Origin of the sequence: Xylanibacter ruminicola Ga6B6, from assembly GCF_000687715.1 — a bacterium.
Classification (GTDB): Bacteria; Bacteroidota; Bacteroidia; order Bacteroidales; family Bacteroidaceae; genus Prevotella; species Prevotella ruminicola_B.
The window spans coordinates 33289-51050 of record NZ_JHXD01000007.1; the positions used below are offsets into that span (position 1 = coordinate 33289).

The 17762-nt window shown below is 49.3% G+C and carries 13 protein-coding genes; 6 read left to right on the forward strand and 7 right to left on the reverse strand.

Going from position 1 to position 17762, the window contains the following annotated elements:
- Positions 1 to 12: 12 nt before the first annotated feature.
- Positions 13 to 585, reverse strand: a complete 573-nt coding sequence (locus T500_RS0106080) for a hypothetical protein (protein ID WP_028907369.1) — start codon at positions 583 to 585, stop codon at positions 13 to 15.
- Between the two features lie 546 nt (positions 586 to 1131).
- Between T500_RS0106080 and T500_RS0106085 the strand changes: the two genes are divergently transcribed.
- From T500_RS0106085 to T500_RS0106105, 5 genes are all read left to right on the forward strand, one after another.
- Entirely contained in the window at positions 1132 to 2184 is a 1053-nt protein-coding gene (locus T500_RS0106085) for a hypothetical protein (protein ID WP_196243480.1), read from the forward strand.
- A gap of 266 nt (positions 2185 to 2450) precedes the next feature.
- The gene (locus T500_RS0106090) at positions 2451 to 3143 is read left to right on the forward strand and encodes a Rha family transcriptional regulator (protein ID WP_080694811.1); all 693 of its coding nucleotides are present in this window, start codon (positions 2451 to 2453) and stop codon (positions 3141 to 3143) included.
- Positions 3140 to 3424, forward strand: a complete 285-nt coding sequence (locus T500_RS0106095) for a hypothetical protein (protein ID WP_028907372.1) — start codon at positions 3140 to 3142, stop codon at positions 3422 to 3424. Before T500_RS0106090 ends, T500_RS0106095 begins: the two co-directional genes overlap by 4 nt.
- Positions 3379 to 5757 (forward strand): BT4734/BF3469 family protein, encoded by a 2379-nt coding sequence (locus T500_RS0106100; protein ID WP_036908636.1) that lies wholly within the window; start codon positions 3379 to 3381, stop codon positions 5755 to 5757. Before T500_RS0106095 ends, T500_RS0106100 begins: the two co-directional genes overlap by 46 nt.
- Positions 5758 to 5826: 69 nt before the next feature.
- Positions 5827 to 6237 carry a hypothetical protein gene (locus T500_RS0106105; protein WP_028907374.1) on the forward strand — a complete coding sequence of 137 codons (411 nt, stop codon included), beginning with the start codon at positions 5827 to 5829 and terminating at the stop codon, positions 6235 to 6237.
- Here the strand turns inward: T500_RS0106105 and T500_RS0106110 are convergent.
- Together T500_RS0106110 and T500_RS0106115 are read right to left on the reverse strand one after the other, a co-directional pair.
- Positions 6234 to 7073, reverse strand: a complete 840-nt coding sequence (locus tag T500_RS0106110; RefSeq protein ID WP_028907375.1) for a transporter substrate-binding domain-containing protein — start codon at positions 7071 to 7073, stop codon at positions 6234 to 6236. The two genes, T500_RS0106105 and T500_RS0106110, sit on opposite strands and share 4 nt — an antisense overlap.
- A 102-nt stretch (positions 7074 to 7175) precedes the next feature.
- Positions 7176 to 7922: an MBL fold metallo-hydrolase gene (locus T500_RS0106115; RefSeq protein WP_028907376.1), complete on the reverse strand. Its 747-nt coding sequence runs from the start codon at positions 7920 to 7922 to the stop codon at positions 7176 to 7178.
- Between the two features lie 199 nt (positions 7923 to 8121).
- Here T500_RS0106115 and T500_RS0106120 point away from each other — a divergent pair, with 199 nt between their 5' ends.
- A complete protein-coding gene (locus T500_RS0106120) occupies positions 8122 to 8904 on the forward strand; it encodes a ZIP family metal transporter (protein ID WP_028907377.1) in 783 nt (260 codons plus the stop codon).
- Here the strand turns inward: T500_RS0106120 and T500_RS0106125 are convergent, their stop codons facing one another.
- Genes T500_RS0106125 through T500_RS0106140 form a run of 4 tightly spaced genes read right to left on the reverse strand, consistent with a single transcriptional unit; the run spans position 8905 to position 17760 of the window.
- Complete coding sequence (locus T500_RS0106125; protein WP_028907378.1) at positions 8905 to 12813, reverse strand: hybrid sensor histidine kinase/response regulator transcription factor; 3909 nt, start codon at positions 12811 to 12813, stop codon at positions 8905 to 8907. It abuts the gene before it with no gap.
- Entirely contained in the window at positions 12810 to 14060 is a 1251-nt protein-coding gene (locus T500_RS0106130) for a DUF6055 domain-containing protein (RefSeq protein ID WP_028907379.1), read from the reverse strand. The genes T500_RS0106125 and T500_RS0106130 overlap by 4 nt, the downstream gene beginning before the upstream one ends.
- Before the next feature lies 1 nt (position 14061).
- Positions 14062 to 15423 (reverse strand): CotH kinase family protein, encoded by a 1362-nt coding sequence (locus tag T500_RS15295; RefSeq protein ID WP_051611909.1) that lies wholly within the window; start codon positions 15421 to 15423, stop codon positions 14062 to 14064.
- An 18-nt stretch (positions 15424 to 15441) separates the two neighbouring features.
- Positions 15442 to 17760, reverse strand: coding sequence for a DUF6055 domain-containing protein (locus T500_RS0106140; protein WP_028907380.1), 2319 nt, complete (start codon positions 17758 to 17760; stop codon positions 15442 to 15444).
- Positions 17761 to 17762 lie beyond the last annotated feature (2 nt).

Here is a 17762-nt window from a genome sequence, read left to right on the forward strand (position 1 = left end):
CACCTCCTTTCGTTAGTTCATGTCCGAGCCTCCGCTGCCAGGCTGATTGCCGCCTCCGGTATTGCCACCGCCACCTGTGTTGCCACCTGTGTTGCCACCGGTATTGCTGCTCTGGTTGCCGCTGCTACCCGAGCCCGATGACGACTGTTCGTCGTCGAGGGTGCCGGCAAACGTCTCGGCATTAACAAACTCGGCCTTCTTGATGAACTCGCGACTCGAGATGTCGGTCTCGGTGCTCGAATCGGGCAGGAATCGGATGTGCAATCCCTTCAGGTTCTTCTGAGGCAGGAACTTGTCCTTGCTCTCGGCACCGCCCTCGGTGTTCTCCAGGGTGGTGAAGAAGATACCCAGACCGTCGATCTTCACTCGCTTGCTCTCCAGCAGCATCTCCACCAGACAGCTGCGGAACTTCTCCAGCACGCCGAACACCACGTCGGGGGTGTAGATAGAGCCGTGCTCACTAATGTGGTTCGCCAACTTGCGGGTGTTCAAGGTCTCGATGGTCTTCTGATGGGCGAACCACTTGCCATTTACCTTCGAGTTCTTCACCTTGTTCTGCTTCAACAGATAAAATACTTTTGCCATAATGTGTGTGTATTAATTAGACTTAAGTGCGACTGACTACATCGGGCAGCCGCTTCCCGTGTGTGCGTTTCATATCTGATTTGCACTGCAAAGGTACAAATTATTTTTGAAACTACCAAACATTTTGGTAATAATTTTACAGATACACAGTAAATTTTTATAACCATCACACCAGACAATCTGAACCGTAACTTTCAGCGCCCAGAAATTACGTTTTTAACCCTCAGAAGTTACGTTTCTGCGATCGGGAGCAAACGAGCAGTTTTATTCACTATTCATTTATTCACATGTACAGGAAGGTTTTTAGTTTTACCAAACTATATATTTATATTATATAATTATATTATAATATAATTATATAATATATTATTAATACACAAGTACACCAATCAATAGCAGTTTTTATACTAAACTGTTCCTGTACATGTGAATAAATGAATAGTGAATAGTATTTATCACCTTAAAAATTTGCACAGATCGCCAATATTTAGTATCTTTGCAGCCCGACAAATAACAACCAATTAATTAAAAATTTATACTAATAATATGAACGAAGAAATTATTTCAAAAATTAAAAATGCTGTAGACACCCTAACAAGCCTTATAGCGCCTGATAGTCCAGTCATGTCAATCGTGCCAAATGCTGCGCATGAAATGTTACGCCACGCTGTTGGCGAAATAATGGCCATTCTCAAATCATCCGAGATGAGCAGTAACAGCGGTGGTAACATCAACTACCAGGAACTATATGATTTGCTTAAACCTATATTTACCGATGATGCGGTTATAGAGGAATACAACAATTGGAAGAACGACCTTTGTCATCTTTCTACCGACGCTCTGAAGAGCAAGCGCATGCAAAAGATTATGAATGTATTGGAGCACGATATCATGAAGTATGATAAAGATGTTTTCAACTGGGAACTTGAAAAGGTAAACGAAGCCGAAATACTGCCATGGCTTTCGGTAAAGAGCTTAACCGATCAGCAAAAGCGGGAACTCGCCAAGCTAATCCGCCATCTCATCCGCGAAGGCGATATCGTGATGATCGATCGTCAGAGTTTCGGGAAATATGCATCCGACCATATGCAGCAGTTTTCCGATCAAGATGCCAAAGCTATGTTTGCACTCGAGGCGACACTTGACATGGTTAATGCAGACCTTGTGGCACAGAATCCCAAACTACAAACCATTATCAACAAGTATCGCCCGCAGCCTAAACCGCTAAACAACTTTGCACCAGCCATCATCATCAAGAAAATACTCACCCAACCCGATGTGATGAAACTGGTAAGCGACACCAAGAAGTACACCACCCAGTGGATAGAGCAATTTATCGTCAAGCTGCTGGCATCAGATAAAGGCAAGAGCATCATCGTCGACTGGGCCAACACCAAGAAACGTATCAAGATTCCAGCCCTGGTGGCAGGCACACTAATAAGCGCAGGCGTTTTCAATTGCAGCAAACCAAAGTTGGCCCGCGCCATCCGCGTACAACACGACTTCACGGTAACAATCGACAGCTACGCCACCTACATGGGCTGCAAAAAGGAGCAGCCCTACCTGGAGTGGGTACAAAACTACGTAAAATCCAATTAACCGTATCCCAATTCTGTCCAACTGGCTTCTCCCGATTGGGGGAAGCTAATTTTTTGTTTTTTCTGATACGGCGATAAACACACGCAAACCACAGCAATTCTACACGCCAACCAACTGACTGCCGCCAAAAAAGTTTTGGCAGTTGGATAGTTGGACTCTACTTTTGCACTCGCAATCCTATTGCAAGCGATCTCATACATGCTGATACAATATAGACCTACGGTTTTTCGGATGATACAGTTTGTTTTTCACCAATTTATATTTATATGAAACAGAAACGTTCATTATCAATGCCGATGGATGCGCAACGCATCACATCGCGCGAAATCGCAAACATTACAGGTAAGCCACACAAAGATGTGCTGAAAGCCATCAGAGCGATGGAACCTGCATGGGAGAAGGAATGTGGGCGAAAATTTTCGCTCACATCCGAAATGATCAGAATGCCACAAGGCGGCGTGCGAATGATACCGGTGTTTTCGCTCACCAAGACCGAGAGCCTCTTCGTAGCCACCAAGTTTAACGACGAGGCACGCGCCCGCCTGGTACTACGATGGGAACAGTTGGAGTTCGAACAGGCCATCAATGAGCATCTGTCGCACCAGCCGCAGCCTCATCTCCTTTTGGAAACCGAGCGCGACATTCTGCAACGCAGCGACGAGATTCGCCAAGAGCAGATTGCCACGCAGAACGCCCCGGCCGATGGATGTATGACCACCAAAGAACTGGCCGAATTGGTCGACATGTCGTTTGGTAAGTTAGCAAAGATCCTGGTAAAAGAGGGACTGCTGATATTCCGCGGCCACCACTACTACCTAAGCGAAAATTACAGCGGCATGGGCCTGGCACAGGAGCGCGTGTACCAATATTACACGCTAAAAGGCGAGGTGCGCAAAACCACCTATCCCGTTTGGACCCGTCTGGGCTGCCAGAAGATTTTAGAACTTGTAGCAGAATGACATTAGAGTATTTAGAAATAACCGAAGACATGAAGAAGCTGAAGAAACAACACCGAAAGCAGGTGGCCGCCGTGCCACCTGCCCCACCCTTCAGTAAGATGCTGATGAACAGGCAGCACCTGAAGATTTTATTTGAACAGAACTCACGCCTCGTAACCATCTACCAGAAGTTCGAGGTAAACACTCTCAAGGATTTACGACAGAAACTATATCAACAAACAAGTGAAATTGACAAATGTTTAGTTATCAACAACAACTTACTGACTCGCGAACGCGACTGATTACACCCGAGGTATTCTGGACCTACTGCCGCGCACCACGCACGGCAAAACTGGTGGCCGAAGCCCGACAGGCACTGGCCAACGGCGACGAGAAGACCTACAGTCAGAAGAAGAAAAAGCTGGCGCTGATGATATTTGTAGGCACCTTTGAGGAATGGGAGAAGGAACTGGAGAACAAACGCACAGGCGAAAAGCGAAAGGAAACGGCGATGTGGCGCAGTCAGAGTCATGTACACCTGAACGGACTGGTGGTGGCCGACTACGACCATCTGAAGGGCGACGTTCGAAAGATTTGGGCCGAAGCCTACGAGCGCCTCTCGCCCGAAGACCAAGCCCGCATCGTGCTGGTTTACGTTACCCCATCAGGCCAAGGTTTGAAGCCCGTATTCACCGCCGATCCCGCCATCGGCAACCTCATCGACAACCAGCTCGACTTTTCGCGCAAGCTGGGGCTGCCCCTCGATGAATCATGCAAGGACGGTAGCCGAGGGGCCTTCATGACCACCGCCGATGACATTATTTATATTAACGAAGAAAAACTGTTTACCTATGAAGATGAAACATTTTCTGCGCGATTTGATGCTCTATATCGAGACGGTCAGTCGCAGGCTACGAAAGAGAATAAAATAGGCACGGATGACGCGGCTTTTTGTAAAAAAGACACGGCTGATAATACTTACGATGGCGTGCCGGTATCAGATATCATCAACAAGTATCTGGAGGGCGTGAACCTATCCAACAACCGTCATAACACTCTGGTCGACCTGGCCAGCAAGCTGCGCTATATCGTGGGGCGTAACGCCAAGAAGATTACCGAAGTGGTAATGACCCTGCCCTGGGTACAGGAGCTGGCACACGATGGCGAGGATGTGGAAGGCACGGTGCGTTCGGTGATGGACTTTAAGTTCTACGAGCATATGCCAAGCAAGTTGAGAAAAGCCATCGATCCGACAGAACAACAGGCCGACATCTATGATCAGTTGCCGCTGGATAAGTGGGCTGCCGAACTGCTCGAGATGTCCCAGTACTACCCCTGCATGAAGGAGTTGTTTGTTAACCTGCATCCACATAAACTGCCCGCAGTACTCTTCTCGTCGGGCGCCCTCTTCGGCACGCTGATGACCCGCGCGTGGTACCACTTCTGGTTCGACCCAAAGATTATACGCCGACTCAACTACTGCATCTTTATCATTGGCGATCCTGGTGCGGGCAAGCACATGATCGAGGAGTTTTACCGCTTGATAGCCGACCCTATCATACAGGCCGACCAGTGCATGACCGATGCCCTGAATCGCTATAAGGAGAGCCGCACCGAGCGTACCACCAGCACCAAGGCACAGAAGGCCGAGGCGCTCAAGAAGCCCGAAGTAGGCATACGCGTTCACCCCGCCCGCACCGCCACCGGCGAGTTTATCCGCCACATGCTGGCAGCCAAGGAAATCATCCAAGGCCAGCCGCTGCAGCTGCACATGTTCTCGTTCGACTCGGAGTTGGACAACGTAAACAAGAACAACAAAGGTGGCGACTGGAAGGACCGCGAGATTATGGAGCTAAAGGCCTTCCATAACGAGGAGGACGGACAGATGTACGCCAATCAGGAGAGCATCAGCGGCATGTTTAATGTGTACTGGAACTTCATCTACACCGGCACGCCCTACGCCCTGCATCGCAAGGTAAACCAGCGCAACTTCGGTACCGGCATGAGTAGTCGACTGGCAGTTATCCCCCTGCCCGACCGCGGCAAAGCCAAGCGCCATCAGGAGGTGATTGAGGGTGCCGACGAAACGCTGAAGATGTGGGCCTACCGGTTGGATAAGGTGGCTGGCGAGATACCCATCGATGCACTGAACGACGAAACCTACGAGTGGCAGACCGAGCACATGGAGATAGCCGAGTTTAACCACGACAAGGCCGACCGCATGCTGCTAAAGCGCATACCCTATTACGGCATCGGCATCACCCTGCCTTTTATCGTGATGCGCCATTGGGAGGAATGGGAACAGAACCGCACACTGACGATGGACGACATGGACCGCCGATTCTGCCGCATGGTGATGGAGATACAGTACCGCAGTCAGCAGTTCTTTTTCGGCGAGATGGCATTCCACTATTTTGCCGACCAGGACAAGGAGTTTGTGGTTCGTCGCCGCACCACCCGCTACGACGAGTGTTACCGCCAGTTACCCGAGCAGTTCAAGGCCAAGCACGTAATGGAGGTATTCGGTTGTTCGCAACCCACCGCCTCGCGTAACATCAGTCGCCTGAAGGCCGACGGCATCATCGAAGACATCGGCAACCACATCTATCGCAAAGTGCTTATAGAATTACCCTAAATGTTTCGCTCGGCTTTGCCGCTTGGCTTGTCCAAGAATTATTCATTTATTCACATGTACAAGAACATTATGGAATCAAGAGGAATCAGAAATTGTAATCCACTTAACATCCGTCGCAGTAGCGACCAGTGGAAGGGCCTACGCGCCCAGCAGACCGATGCAGCGTTCTGCCAGTTCAAACAGATGGAGTATGGTTGGCGTGCAGCTCTGGTGCTGCTAACCCGCACTTACTACCGCAAGTACCGCCTTTACACTATCCGCAAGATAGTGCAGAAATGGGCCCCGACCACCGAGAACAACACCGAGGCGTACATAAATAATGTGGCCGCCAACACCGGCATAGGTCCCGACGACGACCTGGGCGATCCGCAGCAGCACCCCGTCAACTGGCTACTCCTGGCCGCCGCCATGGCCATCCAGGAGAACGGTCCCAACTGTCGCGATCCCATCCCTCTGCTCCGCGCCTGGCGTATCGTTTAATAAGCATACACCAGGCCGTATTTATCGTGTAGCTGGCGCAGGGTGCCGTCGGCCTTCATCTGGTGGATAACGTCGTTCACCAGTTGCAGCAGGTCGTCCTGCCCCTGACGCATCAGCACACCTATCTCGCCATGAGTAAAGGGGGCATTCAATAGCGGGGCTGCCAGTCGGGTGTCGGTCTGTATATAATAAGGTGCCTCGGTAATCTCGGTTATCATCACATCGGCTTGTCCCTCGGCTATGAGCGATGGTATCTCCTCGTTCTTATCATGCACAATAATGGTGGCATGAGTAAGATTCTGGTTGGCAAACTTCTCGTTCAGTCCGCCAGGGTTCACCATCACACGTACATCGGGCTTGTCGATATCAGCCAGCGACTGGTAGCGGTCGGCCTCGGATGCCCGGCACAGAATGGTTTTACCATTAGCCAGATAGCCATCGCTCATCAGCATGGTTTGTTTGCGGGCATCGGTGATGGTGATGCCGCCAATGGCCAGATCGAATGCTTGCGGATTGGACGTAACATCGGTAGAAAGTGTAGGCCACGAGGTTGGCACAAACTGTATGTTTACGCCCAGGCGCTTGGCAATCTGACCTGCCACCTCGATACCGAATCCCCAGTAGGTGCCGTCGGCCTCGCGGAAGGTTAACGGACGATAATCGCCCGTAGTGCCAATCAGGATGGTGCCACGCTCCTGAATACGGTTGATGGTGGGCTGGTTTACTATGATAGTATTATCCTTGCTTACCGTACACGAGGCAAACGATACCATACTGCCTAACAATACGGCGCTAAGGAATAAAAGGATAAATCTTCGTACTTGTATTCTCATCATCTGGTATTAATGTTTTCATAATGCGCGGCAAATATAAACAAAAAATCCCAAAGCCATACCATTTGGCCTTGGGATTTAACTTTTGTTGAATTCTGTCTCTAATTACAGAGTCATTACCCGTTTCATCTCAAGATTCTCGTAGCCCTCGGGACAGTGGGTTGAGAGATAAACGGTGGGATTCTGCTGGATAAACTCGCGTACACGATCGAGTGTGATGCGGGCAGCCTCGATATCCTCGAACACGATACTTAGCTTATTGGCTTTCAAGGCTGCATCGCAATAAGTCACGTCGCCGTGCATCATATAATAAAGTCCATCGTTCTCAGCAATGATAATGCTGTTGCCCTTGGTGTGCCCCTTGGCCTCGATAAACCAAATGCCATCGGCCACTTTTTCGGCTCGTGGGAAGTTCTTGAACGATTCCTTGTATTCCGAACGGATGATGTTTCCACCTTCTGGTAGTTTCATGGCGTCGGCATCCTCGGGCGAAATATACACCTTGGCATTGGGGAAATACTGGATGGCAGCCGAGTGGTCGGGATGCTTGTGCGTGATAAGAATCTTTGTTACCTGCTCAGGCTTGTAGCCCAACTCGGCAAAGGCCTCCATATAATCCTTCACTTTCTCGCCCATATAGAGTGGCGCGCCCAGTTTCTTCTCGGGTGCCTTAAAATCGTTCTGGAATCCAGTGTCAACCAGAATCACCTCGTTTCCAGTGCCAATCAAGAAGTTCTGCAAACTGCTGCGGTAGATAATCTGTTCGTCTGTACCTTCCTTACCTTCACCGCCAAAGGCAAACTGCTGGTTCATAAAACCGCCATCGAACATGCGAATTGCTTTAATCTCCATAATCGTACTTGTTTTGTTTGGGTTAGTAATAAATCTTCGCAAATATAAGAAAAAAATCCCAAAGCCATACCATTTGGCCTTGGGATTTATGATTTATTGTGTTATCACCCAGTTCGCTGAACGAATCATTTCAACAAAAGTTAAATCCCAAGGCCAAATAGTATGGCTTTGGGATTTTTTGTTTATATTTGCCGGCGTTATGACTACAACATTAATCATAGGATTGCTTATTCCGCTGCTGGGCACCATGCTCGGTTCGGCTTTTGTGTTCTTTATGAAGGGCGAAATGTCGGACAGACTGCAGAAATCCTTGTTGGGATTTGCTTCGGGTGTGATGGTAGCGGCATCGGTATGGTCGCTGCTGATTCCGGCGATGGAGATGGGAGCCGATAGTGGCAAGTGGAGTGTGATGCCTGCAGCTGTAGGATTCCTGTTGGGTATGGGATTCCTGCTGCTTATCGACGAACTGACGCCACACTTGCACATAGGCACCGACAAGCCCGAAGGTATGCGCTCGCATCTGTCGAAGACGGCCATGCTGGCCCTGGCAGTAACCATCCACAACCTGCCTGAGGGAATGGCTGTGGGCGTGGTGTTTGCTGGAGCCGACAGTGGCACTACCAGTATCTCGCTGGCCAGTGCGGTAGCCGTATCATTGGGTATCGCCATCCAGAATGTGCCCGAAGGTGCCATCATCTCCATGCCTATGCGTGCAGCAGGCAACAGTAAGTGGCGATCGTTCCTGATAGGCTCGTTGAGTGGAGCCGTTGAGCCCATCGGTGCCATTGCCGTATTGTTGCTGGCATCGCTACTCATGCCCATGATGCCCTATATGCTGGCCTTTGCCGCAGGCGCCATGTTCTATGTGGTAATTGAGGAGCTTATCCCCGAAGCCTCAAGCGGTCAGCACTCCAACCTCAGCACCATCGGTTTTGCCATTGGTTTTGTGCTGATGATGGTGCTCGACGTGGTGATGGGATAATCAGTTTTTACCGTTTGATTTCATGTATTCGGCAGGACGGATGCCGAATTGCTTTTGGAAGCATTTGGAGAAATATGAGGGATTTGTGAATCCTACCATATACCCCACTTCGCTAACCATGTGGCCACCCTCGTGCAATAGCTGGGCGGCACGTTTCAGACGCACAATCTGTATCATCTCGTTGGGCGTTACATCGGCCAGGGTCCTAATCTTAGCAAACAATCCGCTACGACTGATATTAAGGCGCTCGGCCAGGAAATCAACATTTAGTTCGGAGTTGGAGAAGTTCTCCTCGATAATCTGATTCATCTTCTTAAGGAACTCGTTATCGGTGGGGTTCTGAGCAATCTCTGTTACAGGCTCAAGCGGCTGTGTAGAGAATTTCTCCATCAACTGGCGACGTATCTGAAGGATATTGCGGATACAGGCTTCGAGATACTGCACAGAGAAGGGTTTTTCGATGTAGGCGTCGGCACCAACATCCATACCCTTCACCTTCGAGTTGTCGTCGGTCTTGGCAGTAAGCATCACAAACGGGATATGACTAGTGAGCGGATTCTGACGCACACGACGGCAGAATTCGGCACCATCCATACGGGGCATCATCCAGTCGCTGATGATAATGCTTACCTGGTGTTGCTGTAACAAGTGGAGCGCCTCGATACCGTCGCCAGCAGTAATAATATGGTACTTATCCTTGAAATTATTCTCGAGGAACTGGCGCATGTCTTCGGAATCGTCGACGATTAACATAGACTGTTGATTGTTGACAGTTGACTGTTGATAGTTGATAGTTGTGTTGGACGATTGAGCAGGAGCGGTGTGATCGTCGATCGCCTTTGGCTCCGACGGATTTGCAGGTTCGATGGGCTCGGTAACGGTCTGGATTACGGGCAGGATGATGGTAAAGGTACTACCCTTGCCTATCTCTGAATCAACACTGATGGTGCCGTGGTGCTGGGTAACGATATTCTTAACGATATTCAGTCCGATACCTGTGCCGGGCTGGTTGCCCTCGGCCTGAAAGAAAGGCTGGAAGATGTGCTCCTGATCGACCTGCCGGATGCCCACACCATTATCGCTCACACTGATACGTAAGTGCTCGCCATCGGGGTCTTCGCTACATGATAGGCGTACCTGGTCCTTCGTATATTTGTTGGCATTAGTCAGCAGATTACTGATGGTCTTGATGATGGCCTCTTTGTCGACAATGGCAGTGAAATGCTCATCGGGATAGATGACTGTGAACTGTTTACCGTTCTGTTCGAAGGTGGGAGCAAAGCGCTCGCTCACTGATACTATCAGCTGGTAGATATTCTGCGGTGCAAAGTGCATCACCAGGCTCTGCTGTTCAACCTTACGGAAGTCGAGCAACTGGTTTACAAGTTCCAGCAGGCGGTGGGCATTGCGGTCGATAACCTTCAAGTCGGCCGTTGGGGCACCTTGCTTCATCAATTTCTCCAATGGTCCGATAATGAGCGACACCGGGGTACGAATCTCGTGGGCTATCATCGTAAAGAAGTTCAGGCGGGCCTCGCGTACCTCCTTCTCTTTCTGTTCATTCAACAGCTGTAACTCGCGCTGGTGCTGTCGTTCGGCACGTTTCAATCGCAGCTGTACATAATAGTAAACCGCCATAACCATCAGCACCAGATATAGCAGTTTGGCATACCAACTCCACCAGAACGGAGGATGCACGATGATTTTTAGTTCGGCCTCGTTGTCGCTCCAGATGCCGTCATTGTTGGTGGCCTTTACACGGAAGGTGTAAGTGCCTGCGGGCAGGTTGGTATAGGTGGCGCGGTTCTGATTACCCACGTAGTTCCAATCACGGTCGAAGCCTTCGAGCATATAGGCATACTGAATCTTCTCGGGCGAACAATAGCTGAGTGATGCAAACGACAGGGTGACCATCTTTGAATCGCTATAGCCTATTGTTATCTGCTTGGTCAGCGTCAGGTCGATGGGCAATCCATCGGCATTACGCTCCTCACAATTCAGAATCTCCAACGAGGTGACATAGACAGGTGGCATCACACTATTGGCCTTGATCTGATAGGGATAGAAACTGTTGAATCCGCTTGTGGTGCCTAAATAAACACGTCCGTCGGTAGCTTTCATTCCGCTGTTGGGTTGGAACTGCTCGCTAACCAGACCATCGTGTAGCGTAAACCGCTGTACGCCCTCTTCAGGCACATATTTCACAATGCCTCTGTCGGTTGCAATCCACAAAGCTCCGTTATCCTCAATCACACTGAGAATATTCTGGCTAGGCACATTTAGCGTGATACGACGGAAATTATCGTGCTGCTTATCGTACACACATAGACCGGCAAATGTACCTATCCACATTTTGCCACTCTGATCAATCATACAGCAGTTAACCTGATTATCGGGCAAGGTTGTATCATCGCCATCAGCGGCACGATAGTTCTTAAGTTTACGGCTTTTACTGTTGTATAGCCACAGGCCTTCGCCCTGCGAAGCAAGCCACAGGTTACCCTCCTTATCCTCATCGATATCGATGGTGATGGCGTGGGTTTTACCGATACGCACAAAGGCATCGTGCTGTTTGTCGTAGAGATTCAAACCCTCCATCGTAGCTACCCATATACGGCCATGCCTATCGAGATGAATGGCATAGGAGCTGGAATTATCCAAACTATTAACAGACGATGTCTGCATGTATTGTCGCAGTTGACCAGTAGCCAGGTTTAATACCATTACACCATCGGTATATGTGCCTATCCACAGGTTATTATCGCTATCAAGAGTAAGAGCATGCACATTGCGTTTTGACAACACATCCTGATGAGGATAGCCTACAAATCGTTGCTCCTTAGGCGAGTAGCACATCAGTCCCCCATCGTCGCTACCAACCCACACACGCCCCTGACGGTCCTCGCAAAAGCGAGAAATGACATTGCCGGTAAGTCCATCGGCCATCGAGAAGCCCTCGAAACGCTTACCTACAGGTGATATGTAGCGAACACCATTATAGAAGGTGCCGATCCACATACCGCCCTCGGTATCGGTAGTGATGGCATACACAAATCGATCGCCGTACTTTTGCCACTCTCGCGTTTTGGTATTCAGTATTATCATACCATCGTCGCAACCTATACAGATGTTTCCATCAGTCTGTTCATACAGGGTATGTATGTGCCAGCCTACCTTCGACGATTGCGGATTAAGCACCTGCTCTACTCTGCCGTCGCTATGCATCAGCAAAAGTCCCTGCTCCCACGATCCAAGCCACATCCTACCATCTTTGGTTTGTAGCATGCGGAGCGAGATATACATGGAAGGAAAACTAAGACTAACTGGTTCGAAACGATTATGCAAACGGTTAAGGCGATAAACGGATGGCGTTGCCCAGTTGGTTACAGCCCAAATCTGGTTACTGTTGTCGACCAACACCTGAGCCACAGCATTTTCTATATCCTTAATTTCATAGTGCTTAGTCTGGCTGGTTTTTACCATATACTGCCAAACCCCTTGCCCCATTACAGACACCCACAATGCGCCCTCCTTATCGAACGAGAGATAAGTCACCGTGGAATGAATATCCAAAGGTAGCCTTTCGTACTTTTGACGTTCGAAATCGATAAAGAAAACGCCTTTATCAGTGCCTACATATAAACCTTTTTCGGATGACAGCAGGGCCGAGATATACTGATTGATGCCGAGTTCTGCAATACGGAACGGTACCATCTGCCTACCGTTATAACGACATAAGCCATTGTCGGTACCAAACCAAATGTAACCATTCTTATCTTGAACTATATTGCGTACTGCGTTAGCCGTTAAACCATCGTTCATGGTCAAATTGCGGAAACTATAGTCGGCTTTGGCTTCTGAATTCAGAATACCAAGCAAACACACCATCAGTAGCAATATCTTTCTCATCGGGTGGCAAAAATACGAAAACTATATGGAAACTCCAAAAGTTTTTGTGGATTTTTATAATTATCGTCTGTAGGCATCGGTATGTGATAGTGCTGCAAAGGAGCTCCCATCACAATGAGATAGAGGTGAGAAAGGCGTTTTGATTTTGGTACGACGAACTCTGTGGCATTCACATCGCTATAAACCGACTGGCCATCGGTAGTTATGCCTACAAAACCATAACGCAGGTTATCGCCCTGTATATTCAGTCTGAACTTTCTGGCATTAAGGTTTACCTTATCATCTAGTTTGATGGCGTTGAATCCGTATTCCTCAGGATAGTTCTTGGGGCGCAGCCACTTTCCGCCTTCTGTCTCGGTATCGAATGTGCAGGCATATTGGCGGGTTTCTTTACGGGCATGGTTGAAATCGAAGTTTACCAGATGCTGATAGCCGCGGAACATCTCGTCGCAGAACTGCTTTTGACTCATATTGTACATGCGCTTATAGGTCATCACAGGATCCTCGCCTATCCTACCCTGGCGATACAGTTCGGCTATCGACTTGCGCCCGTGCAAATCGCTCCACCACTGGATAACAAAGGGCGAGTGATAGATATTATCGAGATGCAGATAGGCCTTGTGGGTGAGCTGCTTGAATGCCTCGAAGTGGTAGTTCTCATCGGTTAACCAACCAGGATTAACCTGCCACAGCATCCACTGCGATGTCATCTCGAAAAAGCCAGATCCTCCCCATGCGTCACCTACACTATCGGCGGGTATCTGCAACTGGAACGAGTGTCCCAGTTCGTGCGCCATGCAGTTCATCTTGGCATCCTGTATACGGTTGGGGGCCACCCATAGGGCGCCAATAAAATTGTCGTAGGTGCCACCATAGGCCGTACCGTCGAGCGAGTAATTTACCATCACCATCATCTTATACTTATCGGCCTTAGACCCAGGCAACGAGAAAGCCAGCGTATCGCGGAAGAAGTGATAAAACTCCTGCACACGGTCGCGCAGATTAGTGAGGTTGAAACTCATAGGTTTGCCCTCAAGCATCGGCGGATTGCTTGTATCGCTGCCAAAACCTCGCTCCCACATCAGTATCAGATCGTCGGTCTCGATACTACGCTTAAACGACCACTGCGAGGTATCAGCCTGCAAATCCATCTTTCGCAGGTCCTCAGGGATGTATATCTTCTTCTGGGCGTGCAATGCTGTATAGCTTGCAAATACGCACGATGCCAATAGTATTATTCGTTTCATATCAGTTTCCACTTGGATAGTTGCTTACAATATTGTCCATATAAACAGCTCTTGAGTTGAGCCATTTCTCCATTCGATTGATTTCTGTAGTGTATTTCTTGTCGATGGGCCAGCGCTTAGCATCGCGCTCCATCGCCTCGGCTGCAGCGTCGGCATAGCGCTTGGTCTCTGCCCAGAACTCAGCGATAATACGCGGTTTTATTTCCTTCCAACGCGCCTTTACATCGCTGACGAATGCCTTGTTCTTCCACATGTCAGTAAAGAAACTCGGCACATAATCGTAATTGCTGACATGACGGGCAGGATCGGTACCAAGAACCGTCTCGCGATAATCAGCGAAATAGCCGTGTCCATCGTACATATGTCCCCAGTCGAAATCAAAACCGGCATCAAAGTCCCATAGCGGTCCGAAAGTCCAGAGTGCATCACCTTTATCTTTGTGGATGTAGATGCTACGCGGTGCAGACACTTCGACATTGTAAACGTACTCCTGAATCAGCAGATAGTCAATCATCGACTGAACATTCAGCACCTTCTTAAGTGCTTCGTAGTCGTGACTATGTATTACGTTTTCAAGGTCGCCAAGTGCCTTTTTTGCATCATCTAATAGGGTTTCGGGGGTAGCATAATCCTCAGCTTCAGGACTCTTTACACATACTGGCATACGGTATACCTGCGACCAGAAATTGTCGCCTGCGGTAGGAGCCTCAGCAGGGCCGTCGTCGACATCAAGTGATAGTAGCCATCCTTTCTTCTTACCAATATCCACACGACTCTTTCCTACTTCTATCTGCTCCGTCAACTGATACAGACCGATATAATCGCCATTAAGCGTAACCTCTACATAGCGTGTATGATTGGTAAAAGGCATATTCAACCCATACCCCATCTCGAACACAAAGGTGTTCATCAGATGGGTTGGGTCGCGATAGTTGGCCAGCAGCACCCAGTCTTTATTAGCATCAAGACCAAGTACTGATGCCTTTTCGTCGAGTTTAATACGGTATGGTTTCTTGGGATACCAGAGCCATGTTGAGTTACCTCTGCCGCGAATACGTCCACGGCCCTCGTAGTTCCATGCTGCCGTATCACTCTCTATTTTAATCGTACAATTGCGATAATCAGCTTTCTCTTTCGAGTCGACAGCCTGCTGTCCATCCGTTGTAATCTGCATCTTTGCCACTCGATACTTGGCAGCAAACTTCACCGCAACAGGATTCTGATCGGTTTTTGAAGTATCTACCTTAGTTGTATCAACTGTCGACGGCGTAGGTACAACGGGGCTTGGCTCCGGCACATCGCTTCCCGACGAACAGGCAACCATCAACAGAACCGCCAAACTCGAAAGAAAAAACTTCTTCATCTTAGAATATCCAAAAAATTAGAATTGCATATTCAGTGTGAACGTGGCTTTATACTGCTTGCCACCCTTGGTGTAAACCCAAGTGGGCTTCATGGTGTAAGTCTTACCAGCCTCAACGGTGCCGGGCTTAAAGCCGATGGGGAAGTTGTAAGAAGAGCCATCATACTCGTAGTAGAGTTGGCCCTCGCCCCATGTAGCGGCATAACCGTCGGCATTAATCCATGGACCAATGGCGTTAGTAGAGCAGGCGTAGCTGATAGTGCCGTCGGGCTGTGTCAGACCAATGGCAATCTTACCTTCGACAGGTGTGACGGCATCGCCATCGCGTGGAGCCAGATTAGCCAGAATCTCAGCAGGCTGCAGCTTGAAGGCTTTCGCCATCTTCTCCATATAGCCCTCGCCCAACAGGTCGATAGCACCAACCTCATAACCTTCGTAAGCAGCATCCAGTCCATTCAGATTATGGGTGAAAGCCACATTCTCAGGTTCGCCGGCAGGAATCTCTACAAAGCCCTTCACGCCAGTGCCACTGAACTTCACGTTGTAAGGCCATTGCTGATCGTTGGTCTCATCATCGTCCCAAGCCTGGCGCTGGTAGTCGGTTGGTGTAGCTACTACCACCAGATAGAGTTTGGTGGTACCAGCAGGCACAGTCATCTCGGCTACAGCATCCTTACCCTTAGCCATATCGCCATAAACACTCTTATCGCCACATACGGCCACAAAACCGATACGATAAGCCGAGGTGGTGTTACTCTGCTGATTGTAGGTAGTTACATTGCCCTTGGCATTACCGTCGCCATCAACCACCTTACCTGCATCGCCGCTAACCAGGGCACTACCAGGTGTTACAGCCTTCAGGTCGGCCTTGACGGTTGTACCAGCAGCAGGAATATTCAGTTCGATAACATTAAAGCCTGTGGTACCAGGACAGTTGTCGTAGGTAGGCTGGAATCCGCCATTGTTAGGCAGCATATTGGTGCTGTAGTTGGCGGCTGAAGTGTTAAGACTAAGATACTGGTGAACAGCATCGAAATCGTAGTTGACGGCACGGGCAGCATAGTCGTAATACTCGTCGTAGAACTTCTCCATATCATTGCCACAGAACAGGCGGGCATAGGTCTGGATAGGATCCTCGGGGAAGGTGCTCTCCTGCCAGATACGACCATAGGCCTCGATGCCATGCTTCTGGGTGAGGTAGTACTGCAACCAGTAAGAGGCATAGCGCATAAACTCGTGATTGAAGTGGCGGTGGTGATTACGCATCCATACCGAAGGATGTGGATTCTGTGTGAAGCACTCCTCGGGATAATCCTGGAACGACTGCCACTGTGCGCACTGCTCCCAGTAAGCACAACCGCCTGCACCGTTCTCGCCAAAGCCATAGCGGAAGCCACCATTCATACCATAGTCGGTCTCCTCAGACTGTCCGTTAAGCAGCTTATCGCAACCCGTCTGATACTGGAATGAGTGTCCAATCTCGTGGGCAATGGTAGAGCCTACTGGCTGACAGGTTGATGGGTTTACCCAAAGGGCACCAATGGTATTATCGTAGCCCGAACCTGTTGCCAACCAATCCTGCTGGTAAAGCAGATAGATTTGCATCTTGTACTTATCGAGCTGACTCTTGCCCTGACCAACGGTAACCATCTTCAGCTTCTCAACATTGGTGGTATAGAACTGCTCAGCTTTAGCCAGCAGGTCGTCGATATCCACACGCAGGGCAGTAGGCACGTCGCTGCCATTAGGATCGTAGCCAAAACCAGGCTCCCAGAATACAAAGAAGTGCTCGCTCTGTTTCATGCGCCAGAAGCTCCACTTGGCATCGTCGCGCAGCATGTATTCTACACCTTTCTCAAAGCCCTCGTTCCAAGTGCCTGGACAGATATACTTGTCGAAGTTCTCAACCTGCGACTTGTCCATGGTGTGCACAGCATCAGGGTTCTGATTCTGGTGCACGTTGATGATTGAGGTTTTATCGCCACAATGGATGGCAATCTGAGCATCGCGATAGAACTCAGAGTCGTTCTTGGTGAGGCAGAACGGCATCTTTACCTCGCCAGCATCGCCACTGTTAACAGTTAGTGTGAGCCACTCTATCTTGGTATTGGCGGCACGGGTAGTAACATCGCTTACGCTGGCTGTCCACTTATCGTTGGCAGTAAACGTAATGCTGCTCTCCACCTCATCCCACTCTACGGTCTTGTTCAGTTCGGTCTCAGCAATGGTGATGTTACCAACAATCACCTCGTCGTCGCTAGTGCAACCCGAGAGACCGAGAGCCAAGAGCGCAACCAAGGCGCTCTTGCTCATTAGTTTGCTGATATGTAATAACATAA

Bases quoted from the DNA above. Each gene is read 5' to 3' on its own strand.
- T500_RS0106080 (WP_028907369.1), bottom strand. From the start codon at position 585: ATGGCAAAAGTATTTTATCTGTTGAAGCAGAACAAGGTGAAGAACTCG.
- T500_RS0106085 (WP_196243480.1), top strand. From the start codon at position 1,132: ATGAACGAAGAAATTATTTCAAAAATTAAAAATGCTGTAGACACCCTA.
- T500_RS0106090 (WP_080694811.1), top strand. From the start codon at position 2,451: ATGAAACAGAAACGTTCATTATCAATGCCGATGGATGCGCAACGCATC.
- T500_RS0106095 (WP_028907372.1), top strand. From the start codon at position 3,140: ATGACATTAGAGTATTTAGAAATAACCGAAGACATGAAGAAGCTGAAG.
- T500_RS0106100 (WP_036908636.1), top strand. From the start codon at position 3,379: ATGTTTAGTTATCAACAACAACTTACTGACTCGCGAACGCGACTGATT.
- T500_RS0106105 (WP_028907374.1), top strand. From the start codon at position 5,827: ATGGAATCAAGAGGAATCAGAAATTGTAATCCACTTAACATCCGTCGC.
- T500_RS0106110 (WP_028907375.1), bottom strand. From the start codon at position 7,073: ATGATGAGAATACAAGTACGAAGATTTATCCTTTTATTCCTTAGCGCC.
- T500_RS0106115 (WP_028907376.1), bottom strand. From the start codon at position 7,922: ATGGAGATTAAAGCAATTCGCATGTTCGATGGCGGTTTTATGAACCAG.
- T500_RS0106120 (WP_028907377.1), top strand. From the start codon at position 8,122: ATGACTACAACATTAATCATAGGATTGCTTATTCCGCTGCTGGGCACC.
- T500_RS0106125 (WP_028907378.1), bottom strand. From the start codon at position 12,813: ATGAGAAAGATATTGCTACTGATGGTGTGTTTGCTTGGTATTCTGAAT.
- T500_RS0106130 (WP_028907379.1), bottom strand. From the start codon at position 14,060: ATGAAACGAATAATACTATTGGCATCGTGCGTATTTGCAAGCTATACA.
- T500_RS15295 (WP_051611909.1), bottom strand. From the start codon at position 15,423: ATGAAGAAGTTTTTTCTTTCGAGTTTGGCGGTTCTGTTGATGGTTGCC.
- T500_RS0106140 (WP_028907380.1), bottom strand. From the start codon at position 17,760: ATGTTATTACATATCAGCAAACTAATGAGCAAGAGCGCCTTGGTTGCG.